Origin of the sequence: Flavobacterium weaverense (assembly GCF_003688495.1) — a bacterium.
In the GTDB taxonomy this organism is placed as follows: Bacteria; Bacteroidota; Bacteroidia; order Flavobacteriales; family Flavobacteriaceae; genus Flavobacterium; species Flavobacterium weaverense.
In genome coordinates, this window is the sequence record NZ_REFH01000008.1 from 83,154 (window position 1) to 99,304 (window position 16,151).

16 protein-coding genes and 1 tRNA gene are annotated in these 16,151 nt (G+C 33.7%); 7 read left to right on the forward strand and 10 right to left on the reverse strand.

Annotated features, from left to right (window positions below; translation table 11 throughout):
• Position 1: 1 nt before the first annotated feature.
• From BC961_RS04030 to aspS, 9 genes are all read right to left on the reverse strand, one after another.
• Positions 2-1,045, reverse strand: a complete 1,044-nt coding sequence (locus tag BC961_RS04030; RefSeq protein WP_121924581.1) for a 2Fe-2S iron-sulfur cluster-binding protein — start codon at positions 1,043-1,045, stop codon at positions 2-4.
• An 80-nt stretch (positions 1,046-1,125) separates the two neighbouring features.
• Complete coding sequence (nuoF, locus tag BC961_RS04035) at positions 1,126-2,493, reverse strand: NADH-quinone oxidoreductase subunit NuoF (RefSeq protein WP_121924582.1); 1,368 nt, start codon at positions 2,491-2,493, stop codon at positions 1,126-1,128.
• 1 nt (position 2,494) lies between these two features.
• Positions 2,495-3,025 carry a complex I 24 kDa subunit family protein gene (locus BC961_RS04040; protein WP_121924583.1) on the reverse strand — a complete coding sequence of 177 codons (531 nt, stop codon included), beginning with the start codon at positions 3,023-3,025 and terminating at the stop codon, positions 2,495-2,497.
• A 117-nt stretch (positions 3,026-3,142) separates the two neighbouring features.
• Positions 3,143-4,381: an NADH-quinone oxidoreductase subunit D gene (locus BC961_RS04045; RefSeq protein WP_121924584.1), complete on the reverse strand. Its 1,239-nt coding sequence runs from the start codon at positions 4,379-4,381 to the stop codon at positions 3,143-3,145.
• A gap of 32 nt (positions 4,382-4,413) precedes the next feature.
• On the reverse strand, positions 4,414-4,935 hold the full coding sequence (locus BC961_RS04050) for an NADH-quinone oxidoreductase subunit C (protein WP_121924585.1): 522 nt from the start codon (positions 4,933-4,935) through the stop codon (positions 4,414-4,416).
• A 4-nt stretch (positions 4,936-4,939) separates the two neighbouring features.
• The gene (locus tag BC961_RS04055) at positions 4,940-5,488 is read right to left on the reverse strand and encodes an NADH-quinone oxidoreductase subunit B (protein WP_121924586.1); all 549 of its coding nucleotides are present in this window, start codon (positions 5,486-5,488) and stop codon (positions 4,940-4,942) included.
• Between the two features lie 74 nt (positions 5,489-5,562).
• Positions 5,563-5,928, reverse strand: a complete 366-nt coding sequence (locus BC961_RS04060; protein WP_121924587.1) for an NADH-quinone oxidoreductase subunit A — start codon at positions 5,926-5,928, stop codon at positions 5,563-5,565.
• Between the two features lie 230 nt (positions 5,929-6,158).
• A complete protein-coding gene (locus BC961_RS04065) occupies positions 6,159-6,353 on the reverse strand; it encodes a cold-shock protein (RefSeq protein WP_007137066.1) in 195 nt (64 codons plus the stop codon).
• Positions 6,354-6,485: 132 nt separating this feature from the next.
• The gene (aspS, locus tag BC961_RS04070) at positions 6,486-8,231 is read right to left on the reverse strand and encodes an aspartate--tRNA ligase (RefSeq protein WP_121924588.1); all 1,746 of its coding nucleotides are present in this window, start codon (positions 8,229-8,231) and stop codon (positions 6,486-6,488) included.
• A 522-nt stretch (positions 8,232-8,753) separates the two neighbouring features.
• On the opposite strand from aspS, the gene BC961_RS04075 reads away from it, so the two are divergent.
• On the forward strand, positions 8,754-9,098 hold the full coding sequence (locus BC961_RS04075) for a toxin-antitoxin system YwqK family antitoxin (protein ID WP_121924589.1): 345 nt from the start codon (positions 8,754-8,756) through the stop codon (positions 9,096-9,098).
• A 270-nt stretch (positions 9,099-9,368) separates the two neighbouring features.
• Here BC961_RS04075 and BC961_RS04080 read toward each other — a convergent pair.
• Positions 9,369-9,448, reverse strand: a tRNA-Leu gene (locus BC961_RS04080).
• Between the two features lie 219 nt (positions 9,449-9,667).
• On the opposite strand from BC961_RS04080, the gene BC961_RS04085 reads away from it, so the two are divergent.
• The 6 genes from BC961_RS04085 to BC961_RS04110 all read left to right on the forward strand — a co-directional run bounded on the left by BC961_RS04085 (position 9,668) and on the right by BC961_RS04110 (position 16,043).
• Positions 9,668-10,609, forward strand: coding sequence for a ribose-phosphate pyrophosphokinase (locus tag BC961_RS04085; RefSeq protein WP_121924590.1), 942 nt, complete (start codon positions 9,668-9,670; stop codon positions 10,607-10,609).
• 127 nt (positions 10,610-10,736) lie between these two features.
• Entirely contained in the window at positions 10,737-11,348 is a 612-nt protein-coding gene (locus BC961_RS04090) for a 50S ribosomal protein L25/general stress protein Ctc (protein ID WP_121924591.1), read from the forward strand.
• A 305-nt stretch (positions 11,349-11,653) separates the two neighbouring features.
• Complete coding sequence (gene pth, locus BC961_RS04095; RefSeq protein WP_121924592.1) at positions 11,654-12,280, forward strand: aminoacyl-tRNA hydrolase; 627 nt, start codon at positions 11,654-11,656, stop codon at positions 12,278-12,280.
• A 133-nt stretch (positions 12,281-12,413) separates the two neighbouring features.
• Positions 12,414-14,453, forward strand: a complete 2,040-nt coding sequence (locus BC961_RS04100; protein WP_121924593.1) for a M43 family zinc metalloprotease — start codon at positions 12,414-12,416, stop codon at positions 14,451-14,453.
• Positions 14,454-14,553: 100 nt separating this feature from the next.
• Positions 14,554-15,483 (forward strand): bifunctional riboflavin kinase/FAD synthetase, encoded by a 930-nt coding sequence (locus BC961_RS04105; RefSeq protein ID WP_121924594.1) that lies wholly within the window; start codon positions 14,554-14,556, stop codon positions 15,481-15,483.
• Between the two features lie 104 nt (positions 15,484-15,587).
• Positions 15,588-16,043 carry a hypothetical protein gene (locus BC961_RS04110; RefSeq protein ID WP_121924595.1) on the forward strand — a complete coding sequence of 152 codons (456 nt, stop codon included), beginning with the start codon at positions 15,588-15,590 and terminating at the stop codon, positions 16,041-16,043.
• Positions 16,044-16,151 lie beyond the last annotated feature (108 nt).

Sequence of the window (16,151 nt, forward strand, 5' to 3'; positions counted from 1 at the left end):
TTTAAATGTTACCATGTTTAAAATCTTCCTCTTCATTTTTATCCAAAGGGATAGCTGGCATGCTTATTTTTTTACGGTCTTGCTCTCTACCTAAAAGGATTTGATCTTCAGTAGCGATTTCAACAGTTTCTAATTTTCTAGTATAATTATTTTGATTGATAACAGAGTCTTTTTCAAATTCTCTTGGTCCTTCAATAATCCAATCTGAAACTTCTTTGTGATCAAAACGACATCCATTACAAATAAATTCTTCTACTTCATGGAATTCATCTTTTCTACCAGTTACACGTTGGATTTCATCACCAAACATCCAAACTGTAGTTTTACCACAACATTTATCGCAATCTCTATGTGCATTGTAAGGCTTGTTGAACCACACTCTAGATTTAAATCTAAATGTTTTATCAGTCAATGCTCCTACTGGACACACGTCAATCATATTTCCTGAAAACTCATTATCAATTGCTTTAGAAATACAAGTAGAAATGTTTGAATGATCACCTCTATCCATAACCCCGTGAACACGATCATCAGTCAATTGATCTGCAACCATTACACAACGGTAGCAAAGAATACAACGATTCATGTGCAATTGAATATTCTCACCTATATTCTCTGGTTCAAATGTTCTTTTTTCTTCGATAAAACGACTTTGCGATTTTCCGTGTTCGAAACTTAAATTTTGCAGATCACATTCACCAGCTTGGTCACATACTGGACAATCAAGTGGGTGATTAATCAATAAAAATTCAGTTACTGATTTTCTAGCTTCTTGAACTCTCTCAGAAGATTTGCTATTCACTTCCATTCCGTCCATACAACCTGTTACACAAGAGGCCATTAATTTTGGCATTGGTCTTGGATCAGCTTCACTTCCTTTAGCAACTTCTACTAAGCAGCAACGGCATTTTCCACCGCTCCCTTTTAGTTTAGAATAATAGCACATTGCTGGCGGAACAACTTCCCCACCTATCATACGTGCCGCTTGCAGGATCGTTGTTCCTGGTTCTACTTCTATCGACTGTCCGTCTATTGTTACTTTCATTTATCTTTTTGTTTTTTTAGTTTAAGATTTAAATATTTACCTTTTACGATAAAAATAAAATCTTAAAACTTGAAACTAATTTAAACTGTTTGAATACCCACTAAATGCTTAACTGTAGAAAAAGGTTCAGCAACAAAGTGATCTCTATTTTTTATTTTCTCTGGGAAACGAATGTGGTATTCGAACTCATCTCTAAAATGACGAATTGCTGCTGCTACTGGCCAAGCTGCTGCATCACCTAAAGGACAAATTGTGTTACCTTCAATTTTACTTTGAATACTCAATAGCAAATCGATATCTTCTTCACGTCCATGACCGTTCTCAATTCTATGTAATACTTTTTCCATCCATCCTGTACCTTCACGGCAAGGAGAACATTGACCACAACTTTCATGGTGATAGAAACGAGAAAAATTCCATGTATTACGCACAATGCAAGAAGTATCATTATAAACGATAAATCCTCCTGAACCTAGCATAGAACCTGTTGCAAATCCTCCATCACTTAATGACTCATAGGTCATTAAACGATCTTCACCATTTGCTGTTTTGTAAATTAAATTTGCTGGTAATACTGGAACAGAACTTCCTCCAGGAACAAATGCTTTTAATGGTCTATCAGAACTCATTCCTCCTAAATACTCATCAGAATTCATGAACTCGTAAACACTTAATCCTAATTCGATTTCGTAAACACCCGGATTTTTAACATGTCCAGAAGCTGAAATTAATTTAGTACCCGTTGAACGACCAATACCAATTTTAGCGTAGTCAGCACCTGAATTATTAATAATCCACGGCACAGCTGCAATCGTTTCAACGTTATTTACAACAGTAGGATTAGACCAAAGTCCAGAGATTGCTGGAAACGGTGGTTTGATACGAGGGTTTCCTCTTTTTCCTTCTAATGATTCAATTAATGCAGTTTCTTCACCACAAATATAAGCTCCGGCTCCACAATGAACGTAAAGTTCTAAATCAAATCCTGAGCCTAATATATTTTTACCCAAAAATCCAGCAGCTTTTGCTTCGTTAATGGCTCTTTCTAATATTTTATAAACCCACATATATTCTCCACGAATGTAGATATAGGATAAGTTCGCCCCCAAAGCATAGCTCGAAGTAATCATACCTTCGATCAATAAATGAGGAATAAATTCCATCAAATAACGATCCTTAAAAGTTCCCGGCTCTGACTCATCAGCGTTACAAACTAGATGTCTTGGCTTTCCTGATTTTTTATCAATAAAACTCCATTTCATTCCAGCAGGGAAACCCGCACCACCACGACCACGTAATCCCGAAGTTTTCACTTCTTCAACTACTTCGTCAGGAGTTAAGGTTTTTAATGCTTTTTCTACTGAAGCATAACCTCCGTTTGCACGGTAAACATCATAGGTCTTTATACCTGGAACGTTTATTTTATCTAATAATATTTTTTGTGACATATTATTTATCGTGTAATATTATTTTATCATTTTTACAATCAGCAATTAATAGGTCGATTTTCTCTTTATTCAAATGTTCCTTGTAAAAATCCCCTAACTGCATCATTGGAGCATAACCACAGGCACCTAAACACTGAACACCAACTACAGTAAAATTACCATCAGCTGTAGTTTCTCCTGGCTCAACTCCTAATTTCTCACAAGTGTAATCCATTAAATCCTCTGCTCCATTCAAACAACATGGTGATGTTGTACAGAATTCAAACATATATTTTCCAACTGGCTTTTGATTGTACATAGTGTAAAATGAAACTACTTCATAAACCTCAATTGGTTTAATTTGGATAATTTCAGCTACTTTATTCATCAATTCAAGACTCAACCAGTTATCATGTGCATCTTGAACTTCATGCAAAACCGGCAATAAAGCTGATTTTCTTTTATCTTCAGGATAATGACTGATTAATTCATTGATGCGATTCATCAATGACTCAGTAATATTTATTTCTTGTGGGTGAAAGGTTCTTTCCATTTTTATTGTTTTTGCCAAAAAGGCGAAAAGTCACAAAGTTTTATAATTTATCAGATTAAATAAATCTGAAATCAATCCCGAGACTTCGGGACGTTTATCTAAAATCTCAAATTCTTTTTAAGCGTCTAATTCTCCTGCAATTACATTTAAACTTGACAAAATTACAATCGCATCTGATAGCAATGATCCTTTTATCATTTCTGGATAGGCTTGGTAATAAATAAAACAAGGTCTGCGGAAATGTAATCTATAAGGAGTACGACTTCCATCTGTTACTAAATAAAAACCTAACTCTCCATTTCCACCTTCAACAGGATGGTATATTTCTGCAACTGGAACTGGAACTTCACCCATCACGATTTTGAAGTGATAAATCAAGGATTCCATGCTTGTGTAAACATCTTCTTTTGGCGGAAGGTAATAATCTGGAACGTCAGCGTGGAAATCATTTCCTTCTGGCATTTTATCTAAAGCTTGACGAATAATACTCAAACTCTCCCAAACTTCGGCATTACGAACGCAAAAACGATCGTAAGTATCTCCAGTTTTTCCAACAGGAATTATAAAATCAAAATCTTCGTACGAACTATAAGGTTGAGCAACACGAACGTCATAATCAACTCCTGTAGCACGTAAATTAGGACCTGTAAATCCATATGAAATTGCTTGTTCAGCAGTTATAGGACCAACATCAATAGTACGATCCATAAAAATTCTATTTCTTACAAATAGATTTTCAAATTCTTGCCAAGCAACTGGAAATTCTTCTAAAAATAAATCTAATTTTCTGAAAGCTTCAGGAGACCAATCTCTTTCAAAACCACCTATTCTACCCATATTTGTAGTCAATCGAGCACCACAAATTTCTTCATAGATTTCGTAAACTCTTTCTCTAAATTGGAAAACATAAAGAAATCCAGTAAAAGCACCAGTATCAACTCCTAAAATAGAATTACAAATAATATGATCCGTAATTCTTGCTAACTCCATTACAATAACTCTCAAATATTGAGCACGTTTAGGCACCTCAATATCTAATAATTTTTCTAATGTCATCCACCAACCCATATTGTTTATAGGCGATGAACAATAGTTCATACGGTCTGTAAGCGGTGTTATTTGGTAAAAAGGACGATTTTCAGCAATTTTTTCAAAAGCTCTATGAATGTAACCAATAGTTGGTTCAGCCTCTAAAATACGCTCCCCGTCCATCAACAATACATTCTGGAAAATTCCGTGTGTTGCTGGGTGAGTAGGACCTAAATTCAAGATAGAAAGCTCGCTTCCATCATCATTTAGCTGCTCCTTCATTTTCTTAGCATAGCGATGCTCTGGTGGTAATAATAGTTCTGACATTTATAGAATGTGAAAAATTATATATTGTGTTTTTAGCAATTGTCTATTGTTCTTCCAAAGAAACGGTCATCTTTATCTGTTCTTCCACCATCTTCCATTGGAAACTCTTTACGCATAGGAAATGAAATCATTTCGTCCATGTTTAAAATACGTTTCAATTGAGGGTGACCTATAAAGTCTACTCCGTAAAAATCGAATGTTTCTCTTTCCATCCAATTGGTACAAAGAAAAATGTTTGATATTGTTTTTATCTCCGGTTTATCGCCGTTAATAAAAGCTTTTATTTTGATGCGTTTGTTGTCGTACCAATTGTGCATGTGATACACAATCGCAAACTGTCTGTCCACTTCATTATCTGGATAATGTATCCCACACAAATCAGTTAAAAACTGAAAACGCAATACCGGATCATTTTTCAAAAAAAGAACTAGCGCTGTAATTTTGTCAGATGCTACTTCGAACGAAAAAATATCTTTTTCTTCATTAAAACGAAAAACATTCTCGCCGAACGCTTCTGTTAATTTATCTTGAATAGCTGTGTTTTCTAATGCCATGTCTTTATTTGATATTATAAGAGGCCAATAATGCTTCGTATTCTGGAGAGCTTCTTCTTCTCACTGATTCCGATTTAACCAATTCTTGCAATTTCATAACTCCTTCTAATATTTGCTCTGGTCTTGGTGGGCAACCTGGAACATAAACGTCTACAGGAATTACTTTGTCTATTCCTTGAAGCACGGAATACGTATCAAAAATACCACCTGAAGAAGCACAAGCTCCAACAGCAATAACCCATTTAGGCTCTGACATTTGCTCATATACTTGACGTAAAACTGGAGCCATTTTTTTTGAAATAGTTCCCATCACTAAAAGCATATCAGACTGACGTGGAGAAAAGCTTAAACGCTCTGATCCAAAACGTGCAATATCATAATGCGCACCCATAGTAGCCATGAATTCAATACCACAACAAGAAGTCGCAAAAGGCAATGGCCAAAGTGAATTAGCTCGAGCTAAACCTACAACATCATTCAATTTTGTTGCGAAGAAACCTTCTCCAACAAAACCTTCTGGTGCTTCAGCCATTTTTATATTTGAATTACTCATCTTTTTTATTTTGTATTTGAAAATTTGAATTTAGAAACAGAAACTGCCAGAAATTCAAGATTTAAAACAATTTTTTATTCCCACTCTAAAGCTTTCTTTTTGATGATATAGAAGAAACCAACTAAAAGCAAAAGCATGAATATTATCATCTTTACCATACCTTCCATACCTAATTCCTTAAAGTTTACTGCCCAAGGATAAAGAAAAACTACTTCAATATCAAAAAGTACGAATAAAATCGCAACAAGAAAATATTTTACAGAAAATGGAATACGCGCATTTCCTATACCTTCAACACCACATTCAAAGTTTCTGTCTTTAATTGCTGATTTTCTTTTAGGCCCTAATTTGCCAGAAACAAGAATTGTCCCCACTACAAACCCAGCAGCCAGTAAAAACTGCATTAAAATAGGGATATAATTTAATTGATCAGATTGCATATTGCGTATTTTTTTGAATGAGAATAAGCTACAAAGATAGGTTTCAAGTATGTAAAACACAAGTTTAAAACAATGATAAATTTAAAGCGAATTAGAATTACAGACTAATTTTTATTGATTATAAATAAGTGAATCGGTTTCGAATTTTAAAAGTGAGAATTTTCAGTTTTGAGCAAAAAAAAACGCTTCGAACTAAATCGAAACGTTTTATCAAAAAATAAATCTTTTGATTAGATAACTGCTACTTTCGCAGCAACTTTCCCTTTTCTTCCTTCTTCTTCTTCGTAGCTTACTCTATCACCTTCGCGTAATTCTTCCGCGTTGATTCCTGATGCATGAACAAAAATGTCTTTTCCTGTTTCTTCGTCTGTGATGAATCCGTAACCTTTAGATTCATTGAAAAATTTAACTGTACCTGTACGCATTGTAATTGTAATAATAATTTATAATGAGGCAAATGTAATATTTAATATAATACGAAATACCAACTTGTGTTTTTATTTTGTAAAATTATTGATATTCAATGCATTCTATCAAAATAGATATGCAAAAAATGACTATAAAAGATTAATATGAAGCTCTTTTAATTGCGACGGATCAATTTTAGATGGAGCATCGATCATCACATCTCTACCAGAGTTGTTTTTTGGGAAAGCAATAAAATCACGAATCGTTTCTTGTCCGCCCAAAATTGCAACTAATCTATCCAGTCCAAATGCAAGTCCACCGTGTGGTGGTGCACCAAACTGAAAAGCGTCCATTAAAAATCCGAATTGCGCTTTAGCTTCTTCTTCAGTGAAACCTAAATATTTAAACATTAATTGTTGTGTAGCTTTATCGTGAATACGAATTGAACCTCCACCGATCTCATTTCCGTTTAAAACCATGTCATACGCATTTGCACGAACTTTTCCTGGATCAGTTTCTAATAAGTGCATATCCTCTGGTTTTGGAGATGTAAATGGGTGATGCATCGCATGATAACGACCACTTTCATCATCAAACTCTAATAAAGGAAAGTCTACAACCCAAAGAGGTGCAAATTCAGCTGGATTTCTTAAACCTAATCGTGTCGCTACTTCCATACGAAGTGCTGATAGTTGCGCACGAGTTTTATCAGCTGGTCCAGAAAGAACAAAAATCATATCACCAACTTTAGCTCCAGTAATTTTTGCCCAATTTCCTAAATCTTCTTGATCGTAAAATTTATCTACAGATGATTTATAAGTACCGTCTTCATTACATTTTGCATAAACCATTCCTGAGGCTCCAACTTGCGGACGTTTAACCCAATCAATTAAAGCATCAATTTCCTTACGTGTATACACTCCTGCACCTGGAACAGCAATTCCCACAACTAATTCAGCAGCATTGAATACTGGAAACTCTTTATGTTTTGCGAATTCATTTAATTCACCAAACTCCATTCCAAAACGAATGTCTGGTTTATCATTACCGTAGGTTTTCATAGCATGATCGTAAGTCATTCTTGGGAATTTATCTACTTCAATACCTTTTATTTCTTTCAGTAAATGTGTCGTTAAGCCTTCGAACACATTTAAAATATCTTCTTGCTCCACAAAAGCCATTTCGCAATCAATTTGTGTAAACTCTGGTTGTCTATCGGCACGTAAATCTTCATCACGGAAACATTTCACGATTTGGAAATACTTATCCATTCCGCCCACCATCAATAATTGCTTAAAAGTTTGAGGAGATTGTGGCAAAGCATAAAACTGCCCTGCGTTCATTCGTGAAGGAACAACGAAATCCCTCGCTCCCTCTGGAGTTGATTTTATTAAGTAAGGTGTTTCTACTTCGCAAAAATCTAAATCAGAAAGATACTTGCGCACTTCCATTGCCACTTTATGACGAAAAAGCAAACTGTTTTTCACTGGATTTCTTCTAATATCCAAATAACGATATTTCATTCTAATATCTTCACCACCGTCTGTTTCATCTTCAATCGTAAAAGGAGGTGTAAGTGATGCGTTCAAAATATTTAGTTCGGTCACTAAAATTTCTATCTCACCAGTACTGATATTTTTGTTTTTAGCTTCACGCTCAATAACAGTTCCTTTTACTTGGATAACGAATTCACGTCCTAAAGTTTTTGCTAATTCAAAAACTTCTTTATTCGAACGCCCTTCGTCAAAAATCAATTGTGTTATTCCATAACGGTCGCGCAAATCAACCCAATTCATAAATCCTTTATCACGAGATTTTTGAACCCAACCAGCAAGTGTAACTTCTTGAGATATATTTTTGGCGGTTAGTTCTCCGCAGGAATGACTTCTATACATGGCTAAAAAATTTTTGCAAAAATAGTGTTTTGTTTTAAATTACTACCTTTTAAAGACTCAATAAAAGAAAAGGTGCAATTCAAAGCAGTTTCCCTCCTCTCATTTATATGTTATATACACTGCGAAAATTAGATAAAAAAGCTAACTCAGCTATGTAGAAAATAGTAAAAGACTATTAATGAAAATTACTTAAAGCTAATTTCAAATATAATTTCTACTACAGGAAACTTGTAATGCCACACCAACAATATTAAGGGTGATTTCTCTATTCAATACATAATGACGATCCGATTTGCATGGAACAACTTTCCTTACTAGTGATAATAGCTAAAAAGATGCTTGAAACGATAAAAAAATATTATTTGATTACAGACATTAATCGTAAGTATTTAATAACGTAATCTTTAATGCAATTAAATCCCAATGTTAAGCTTTCACTCAATGTTACTAAATTGTTAAGCTAAAGTTTTTTTAATGTAAATGCTTTTATAAATTTGGTAAGAAATCTAAAAACACACTGCTATGAAAAAATACATAATAATGACCGCTCTACTACTATCAGGAATTGCTTTTGCTCAAGATAACAACGTCAAACTAGAAGCTGTTGGTGATTTAGTAAAAACTACGTATTATTTTGATAATGGAAAAACACAGCAAGAAGGTTTCTATAAAAATGGAAAATTAGAAGGAATTTGGACTTCATACGATATAAATGGCGCCAAAACAGCTGTTGCTACCTATAAAGGTGGAGAAAAAGTTGGAAAATGGTTCTTCTGGAATAATGAAGTACTACATGAAGTGGATTATTCACAAAGTAAAATAGCTGCAGTTAAAACATGGAAAAAAGATAGTGTAGCTAACAATTAGAAAAATTTATAAAATATAGAAAGCCTTTGATAATTCAGAGGCTTTTTTTTGTGTGAATTTGTAATTTTAATTCAAAAAAAAGGATTTAATCACTCGTTTTATAAAGTTGTTTTAGCAAATAGTTAATGGACAAACTTACTGGCTAGAGGAAATTTTATCGTAGAAAATGATAAAATTTTATAAATTAAGTTTCAATATTTTAGATTCATTACGACAAGGAATCAGAGAGGCATAAAATCAAAAAAACCGCTTCTTTCGAAGCGGTTTTTGTACCCGGAGCCGGAGTCGAACCGGCACGGTTTCCCACAGGTGTTTGAGACCAGCGCGTCTACCAATTCCGCCATCCGGGCTTAGCAGACATGAAATAACAACAGTCATTTCAACGCAATAAAAGATGTGATTGTGTTTAAATCAACCATCAATTCCTTTAACACGCTGCAAATGTAAAAAATAATATTAAATGTTCAACTAAAAATACTTAATTATTTCCTTTCAGAGTTAAATAAATTTTATAAATTTGCACCTCGTTAAAAACGAAATACACAACTAACTACAAAACAACAAATTAAATGTCACACCTAGAACCGGAAGCTAAAATTTTTGCTTGTTCGCAAAGTGTCTATCTAGCTGAAAAAATAGCGAAAGAATACGGAATCCCATTAGGGAAAATCACAACGTCAAAGTACAGCGACGGTGAATTCCAGCCTTCTTATGAAGAGTCAATCAGAGGGTTACGCGTTTTTATTGTTTGTTCCACATTCCCATCAGCAGATAATTTGATGGAATTGTTATTAATGATTGACGCCGCAAAGCGTGCATCAGCAAGACATATAACAGCAGTAATTCCTTATTTTGGTTGGGCAAGACAAGATAGAAAAGACAAACCAAGAGTTCCGATTGGAGCTAAGCTAGTAGCTAATTTATTAGATGCTGCTGGAGCAACAAGAGTAATGACTATGGATTTGCATGCTGATCAAATTCAAGGTTTCTTTGAGAAACCAGTAGATCATCTTTTTGCATCCACTATCTTTTTACCATATGTAAAAAGCTTAGGATTAGACAATTTAACAATTGCCTCTCCAGACATGGGAGGTTCTAAAAGAGCTTATGCGTATTCTAAATTCTTAGAGTCAGACGTAGTTATTTGTTACAAACAAAGAAAAGAAGCTAATATTATCGACACCATGGAATTGATTGGTGACGTTAAAGGTAAAAATGTAATCTTAGTTGATGACATGATTGATACCGGAGGCACTTTGGCGAAAGCCGCTGATTTAATGATAGAAAAAGGAGCATTAAGTGTAAGAGCAATATGTACGCATGCCATTTTATCAGGAGATGCTTACGAGAAAATAGAAAATTCTAAATTGTTAGAATTAATTGTTACTGATTCTATTCCTTTAAAGAAAGAGTCAAAGAAAATTAGAGTATTGAGTTGCGCACCACTTTTTGCTGAAGTAATGCACATGGTTCACCATAACAATTCAATAAGCGGAAAGTTTATAATGTAAATTAGAAACTTCTCGTAGATAGACAAACAAATAGTAGAGTTTTTAGATAATGCAATACTGTTAATCTACTACTACTACTTATTGTCTATATAAAAAGTATAATATTAATAACTATAATAAATTTACAATGAAATCGATTACAATTAAAGGATCAGAAAGAGAAAGCGTGGGTAAAGTTGCGACTAAAGCCCTACGTAATGCTGGATTGGTTCCTTGCGTTTTATACGGAGGAAATCAGGCAGTTCATTTCTCAGCAGAAGTTATGGCTTTCAGAAGCTTGGTTTACACCCCAAACGCTCACACAGTTGAGATCGATCTTGGAAACGGAAAATCATTCAATGCAGTTTTACAAGACATCCAGGTTCACCCGGTATCTGACAAAATTCTACACATTGACTTTTTCCAATTATTTGATGACAAAGAAATCACTATTGAAGTTCCAGTGAAAATTGTTGGAAAATCAAAAGGAGTTATGGCTGGTGGAGATTTACGTTTGAACACACGTAAACTTAAAGTAAAAGCTTTACCTAAAAATCTTCCAGATTTTATCGAAGCTGATATTACTCCATTAGACATGGGTAACAAATTATATGTTACTAAAGTAGCTTCTCCTGACTACAAAATCATGCACCCAGACAACACTGTTATCTGTCAAGTGAAGATTTCTCGTGCAGCGATGAAAGCAGCTCAAGAAGCAGCAAAAGCAGCAAAAGCTCCAGTAAAAGGAAAGAAAAAATAATATTTTTTCAAGAATATTTAAAAGCATCAGTTGTAAAACTGGTGCTTTTTTTGTTTTATTCCTTTTTTATATAATTAGGAGCAATCGTTTTTATTTTCAGTACAATAATTGTCCCGCTTTACATTACAATCTTTTTGCGCGCCTGGTACGCTCACAAAAAGGATTTTCATTGCAATCGGGGCTACTTTACACAATTTACTTCCGTAAAAAATCCGTGCTCAAATTTTAATTGTACATCAAATGAACCGAGAAATTATAAACCAAACATTTATTAGAAATTATCCAATTAAGTTTACTTTTGCAATATGATAAAATGGATCAAAAAACTGTTTTTATCAACAAAAACAGAAGATAATAACCCTGAAATGAAGAAATTTTTAATAGTAGGACTTGGCAATATAGGTGCAGAATATGTCAATACACGCCACAACATCGGCTTTAAAATAGTAGATTTTTTAGCTCGTAAAGAAGGCGTTTCTTTTGAAACTGTAAAATTAGGCGCATTAGCTGAATACAAATTCAAAGGAAGGACTTTTTTATTATTAAAGCCGAACACCTATATGAACCTCAGCGGAAAAGCAGTTCAATATTGGATGGAGAAAGAAAAAATAGCATTAGAAAACATCTTTGTTATTACTGATGATTTAAATCTGTCGTTTGGAAGTATAAGAATTCGTCCTAAAGGTAGTGATGGCGGTCACAACGGATTAAAAAATATTAATTTGGTTTTGAACACTCAAAACTATGCCCGATTCCGTTTTGGTATAAGCGATGAATTTAAAAAAGGAAAACAAGTAGATTACGTGCTTGGAGACTGGGACGATGCTGAAAAAGTTGCGCTTCCTGAACGACTAGAAATGGCTTCTGAAATCATAAAATCTTTTGGAACAGCAGGTTTAGAAAACACTATGACTGCATTCAACGGAAAATAAAAAGATAACTACCGTAATCAGACAAAAAAAGCTCTAATTTTAAACAATGGTAACTTTTTTACAAATAAAGAATTTGTAAATAAAGTGCGATTAAGGTTTTAAAATTTACGTATTACGTTGAAAAAATAAAACTATGAAAAAAATTACTTTTCTATTATTATTATGTCTTGCTTTTATGGCTAACCATAGTGTTGCGCAAGTAAATAATATGCAAAAGGTCGAGCTTTTTGGTAAGAAAAAATTAATAAATAATGGATCAGTTATTCGATGTGCTACAACTGAATATGAAGAGTATTTAAAATCAAAAAACAGCAACCGACCTTCAATTAATCAATTTGAAAAGTGGATTGCTCCAAAGATTGTTTTAGAAAAAAAGAAGAATTTGAACGCTTCAAAAACACAGCGAACTAATGCTATTATCACCATACCGGTAGTAGTGCACGTTATTCATAGTGGAGACTTAATAGGAACTGACGAAAATATTAGCAATGGCCAAGTGCAAAGTCAGATTCAAGTACTAAATGAGGATTTTAGAAGAAAACTTAACACACCTGGCTTTAATACGAATCCAGTTGGCGCCGATGTAGAAATTGAATTTGTTTTGGCAAAAAGAGATCCGGCAGGAGTAACATCTAACGGAATAAATCGTGTCAATTTGTTACAAGGAAATTGGTCAACAGAAGACATAGATAATTTTGTTAAACCGCAAACGCAATGGGATCCTGAAAAATATTTAAATATATGGGTAGTTAAATTTGCAAATACGGAGCTCCTTGGATACGCTCAGTTTCCAAGTCAGTCTGGACTAACTGGACTAAATTCTAATGAGGGATCAGCACTTACAGATGGAGTAGTAATAGGATACAAATTTTTTGGATCAACTACTTATTTCCCTGGCGGAACTTACTTTCCAGTATTTGACAAGGGAAGAACAACAACACATGAAGTAGGACACTGGCTTGGTTTAAGACATATTTGGGGTGACGGAGATTCATCAAGTGGATGCTCAGTAGATGATTTTTGTAATGACACTCCTAATACAGCGAAAGAAAATGAAGGATGTCCAGAAAATGTTGATTCTTGTCCAGCATCACCAGGCAACGATATGATTCAAAACTATATGGATTATACTAATGATGCGTGCATGAATATATTCACAAATGATCAAAAATTACGTATGATCACTGTTATGAATAATTCACCACGAAGAGTCGCACTAAAAACTTCTGACGCTCTAGAACCTGGATTTATTTATGTTAATGATGGTGCTATATCTATTGTAAGTTTAAATTTAAATTCCTGTACTACCACATTTAGTCCTACTGTTAAATTAACAAATAAAGGATCTGCAATTTTAACCTCTGCTACTATTACCTACAGCGTAGATAATGTGAACGTGAGAACAATCACTTGGACAGGCAATCTTTCTAATAGTGCGTCAGCAGAAATCACATTGGATGCCATAACAGGAAGTGGAGGTAAACGTAATTTTAAAATAGAAATAAACAATGTAAATTCAACAACAGATCAAAATATAAAAAACAATGTAAGTTCTATCGATTTTGATCTTATAAAAAGTTACTCTAGTAACACAGTCACTTTAACTTTGCAGTTAGACGAATATGGTTCTGAGACTGAATGGCAATTAACTAATTCAGCTGGAACTATAGTATATGAAGGCGGTCCGTACAATGATACAACCACTTTACCTGCTGTAATTACTAAGGTTTTTAACCTTCCAAATGATGAATGCTACACCTTTAAAATTTTTGACTCTGCGGACGACGGAATTTGCTGTGAAAATGGTATTGGTTTTTATAACTTAAAAACCGCTACGGAAGACACAATAGTATCAAACCTACGTTTTGAATCTGAGAAATCAACAAGTTTTCATATAGGATCAGTTTCAAAAAATGAAGATAGTAATTTACGCAATTCCATCGTCTATCCGAACCCAGCACAATCAGTTCTAAAAATTATTACAGAAAATAAATTGGAAATCCCTAACTCCTACACTATTTTCAATTTATCAGGCCAAATAATAGAATCTAAAAAATTGAATACAGCAGAAAATCAACAAATAAATGTTACGAATCTATCTCAAGGCATCTATTTATTGAAATTATTCAAAAACGATGTACGAACAACTACAATTCGATTCATTAAAAAGTAAAAATTTCTGTTATGTCATCTAAAAAGGGCTGAAGTTTTCAGTCCTTTTTTAATTATATCAATTGTATACATTAAATTTGCACCATCATAAAACCCTTGCTTTGAAGATTTTTCATTCTATAAACGATTTCAGTTCTACTAAAAAAACTATTATAACATTAGGCACATTTGACGGTGTTCATATTGGTCATAAAAAAATACTAGAAAGAGTAATCCAAAACACTGACAACGAAAAGTACGAGAGTTTAGTTTTGACCTTTTTCCCTCATCCTCGAATGGTTTTGCAAGAGGACTGTGACATTGAATTACTTAATACAATTGACGAGAAAATATATTTGTTAGACGAAATCGGACTTGAGAATTTAGTCATTCATCCGTTTGATGAAATGTTCTCAAGATTAACCGCGGAAGAATTCGTCAAAACTGTACTTGTAGATCGATTTGATATCCACAAAATAATTATTGGACATGATCATCGCTTCGGTAGAAATCGCACTGCAAACATAGATGACCTCATCGCCTACGGTGAGCAATATAATTTTGAAGTAGAACAAATATCAGTTCAGGAAATTAATGAAATTTCAGTGAGCTCAACTAAGATTAGACAAGCTTTAGTCGAAGGAAATATGACTTTAGCAAATGATTATTTAGGGTACGAATATTTTCTTACTGGTAACGTTGTCCAAGGCAAACAACTAGGAAGGACCATTGATTTTCCAACAGCAAATATTGAAGTAAAAGAAAACTATAAATTGATTCCGCAAAATGGAGTCTATATCGTAAAGAGTATCATTGTAGATAAAGTAATATTTGGAATGATGAACATTGGTTTTAACCCTACCGTTAATGGCGAAAACCGATCAATTGAAGTACATTATTTTGATTTTAATGCCGACTTATACCATCAAAATGTTCGAGTATCTATTTTGAAGCGCATTCGTTCTGAACAAAAATTCTCATCAGTTGATGCCCTTAAAACACAGCTTGAGACCGATAAAAAAGAAGCGCTTAGCTGTTTAAACAATTTATAAATAAGTCTTAAAATAATTTTATTACTCAGGATGCGCAACTTTTTGTTGTAGCTTTGAAATTATTGCATTATTATTCAACTACTTATAATTTTAAAAGCTGCATCATGAAAATACCTAGAGAATTAGTTAACGGATTGATTATAGTAATTGGAATTGGAATCTATTTCCTAATCATGGAGCTTTTAGGTTTAGCGGATATATATTTACTCCGTGTATTCAACGTGCTGTTTATTTTTTACGGGACTAATAGAACTTTAAAATCTAATTTCTTAGAAGGAAAAAAGGGCTTAGGAACAAATGGAATTTCTGCGCTGTCAACAGCATTAGTAGGAGTTTTTCTTAGTGTCGTAGCATTAGTTGTTTATAGTTATATAAAAGGAGGAACCGATTACATTGGAACGTTATCTAAAACTTTCCTTTTCGGTGGCGAACCATCGATCATGACTTATTCTATTTCTTTATTGTTTGAAGGATTTAGTTCAGCGGTAATCGTTACATTTATTTTAATGTTAGTTTGGGATACCCGTTATAAATCTGATAAACACAGCGTTAAAGTATAATTAACTTTCTTAATTTTCTCGCTTAAAATCAAGCGTAACGTGCTAATTAAATACTGAAAACAGTGGTTTAATAGAAATTTAATTTTTAAGTTTTCCAACGATAATTCA

Coding starts and splice junctions, on each gene's coding strand:
- BC961_RS04030 (WP_121924581.1), bottom strand. CDS start 1,045: ATGAAAGTAACAATAGACGGACAGTCGATAGAAGTAGAACCAGGAACA.
- nuoF (WP_121924582.1), bottom strand. CDS start 2,493: ATGTCACAAAAAATATTATTAGATAAAATAAACGTTCCAGGTATAAAG.
- BC961_RS04040 (WP_121924583.1), bottom strand. CDS start 3,025: ATGGAAAGAACCTTTCACCCACAAGAAATAAATATTACTGAGTCATTG.
- BC961_RS04045 (WP_121924584.1), bottom strand. CDS start 4,381: ATGTCAGAACTATTATTACCACCAGAGCATCGCTATGCTAAGAAAATG.
- BC961_RS04050 (WP_121924585.1), bottom strand. CDS start 4,935: ATGGCATTAGAAAACACAGCTATTCAAGATAAATTAACAGAAGCGTTC.
- BC961_RS04055 (WP_121924586.1), bottom strand. CDS start 5,488: ATGAGTAATTCAAATATAAAAATGGCTGAAGCACCAGAAGGTTTTGTT.
- BC961_RS04060 (WP_121924587.1), bottom strand. CDS start 5,928: ATGCAATCTGATCAATTAAATTATATCCCTATTTTAATGCAGTTTTTA.
- BC961_RS04065 (WP_007137066.1), bottom strand. CDS start 6,353: ATGCGTACAGGTACAGTTAAATTTTTCAATGAATCTAAAGGTTACGGA.
- aspS (WP_121924588.1), bottom strand. CDS start 8,231: ATGTATAGAAGTCATTCCTGCGGAGAACTAACCGCCAAAAATATATCT.
- BC961_RS04075 (WP_121924589.1), top strand. CDS start 8,754: ATGAAAAAATACATAATAATGACCGCTCTACTACTATCAGGAATTGCT.
- BC961_RS04085 (WP_121924590.1), top strand. CDS start 9,668: ATGTCACACCTAGAACCGGAAGCTAAAATTTTTGCTTGTTCGCAAAGT.
- BC961_RS04090 (WP_121924591.1), top strand. CDS start 10,737: ATGAAATCGATTACAATTAAAGGATCAGAAAGAGAAAGCGTGGGTAAA.
- pth (WP_121924592.1), top strand. CDS start 11,654: ATGATAAAATGGATCAAAAAACTGTTTTTATCAACAAAAACAGAAGAT.
- BC961_RS04100 (WP_121924593.1), top strand. CDS start 12,414: ATGAAAAAAATTACTTTTCTATTATTATTATGTCTTGCTTTTATGGCT.
- BC961_RS04110 (WP_121924595.1), top strand. CDS start 15,588: ATGAAAATACCTAGAGAATTAGTTAACGGATTGATTATAGTAATTGGA.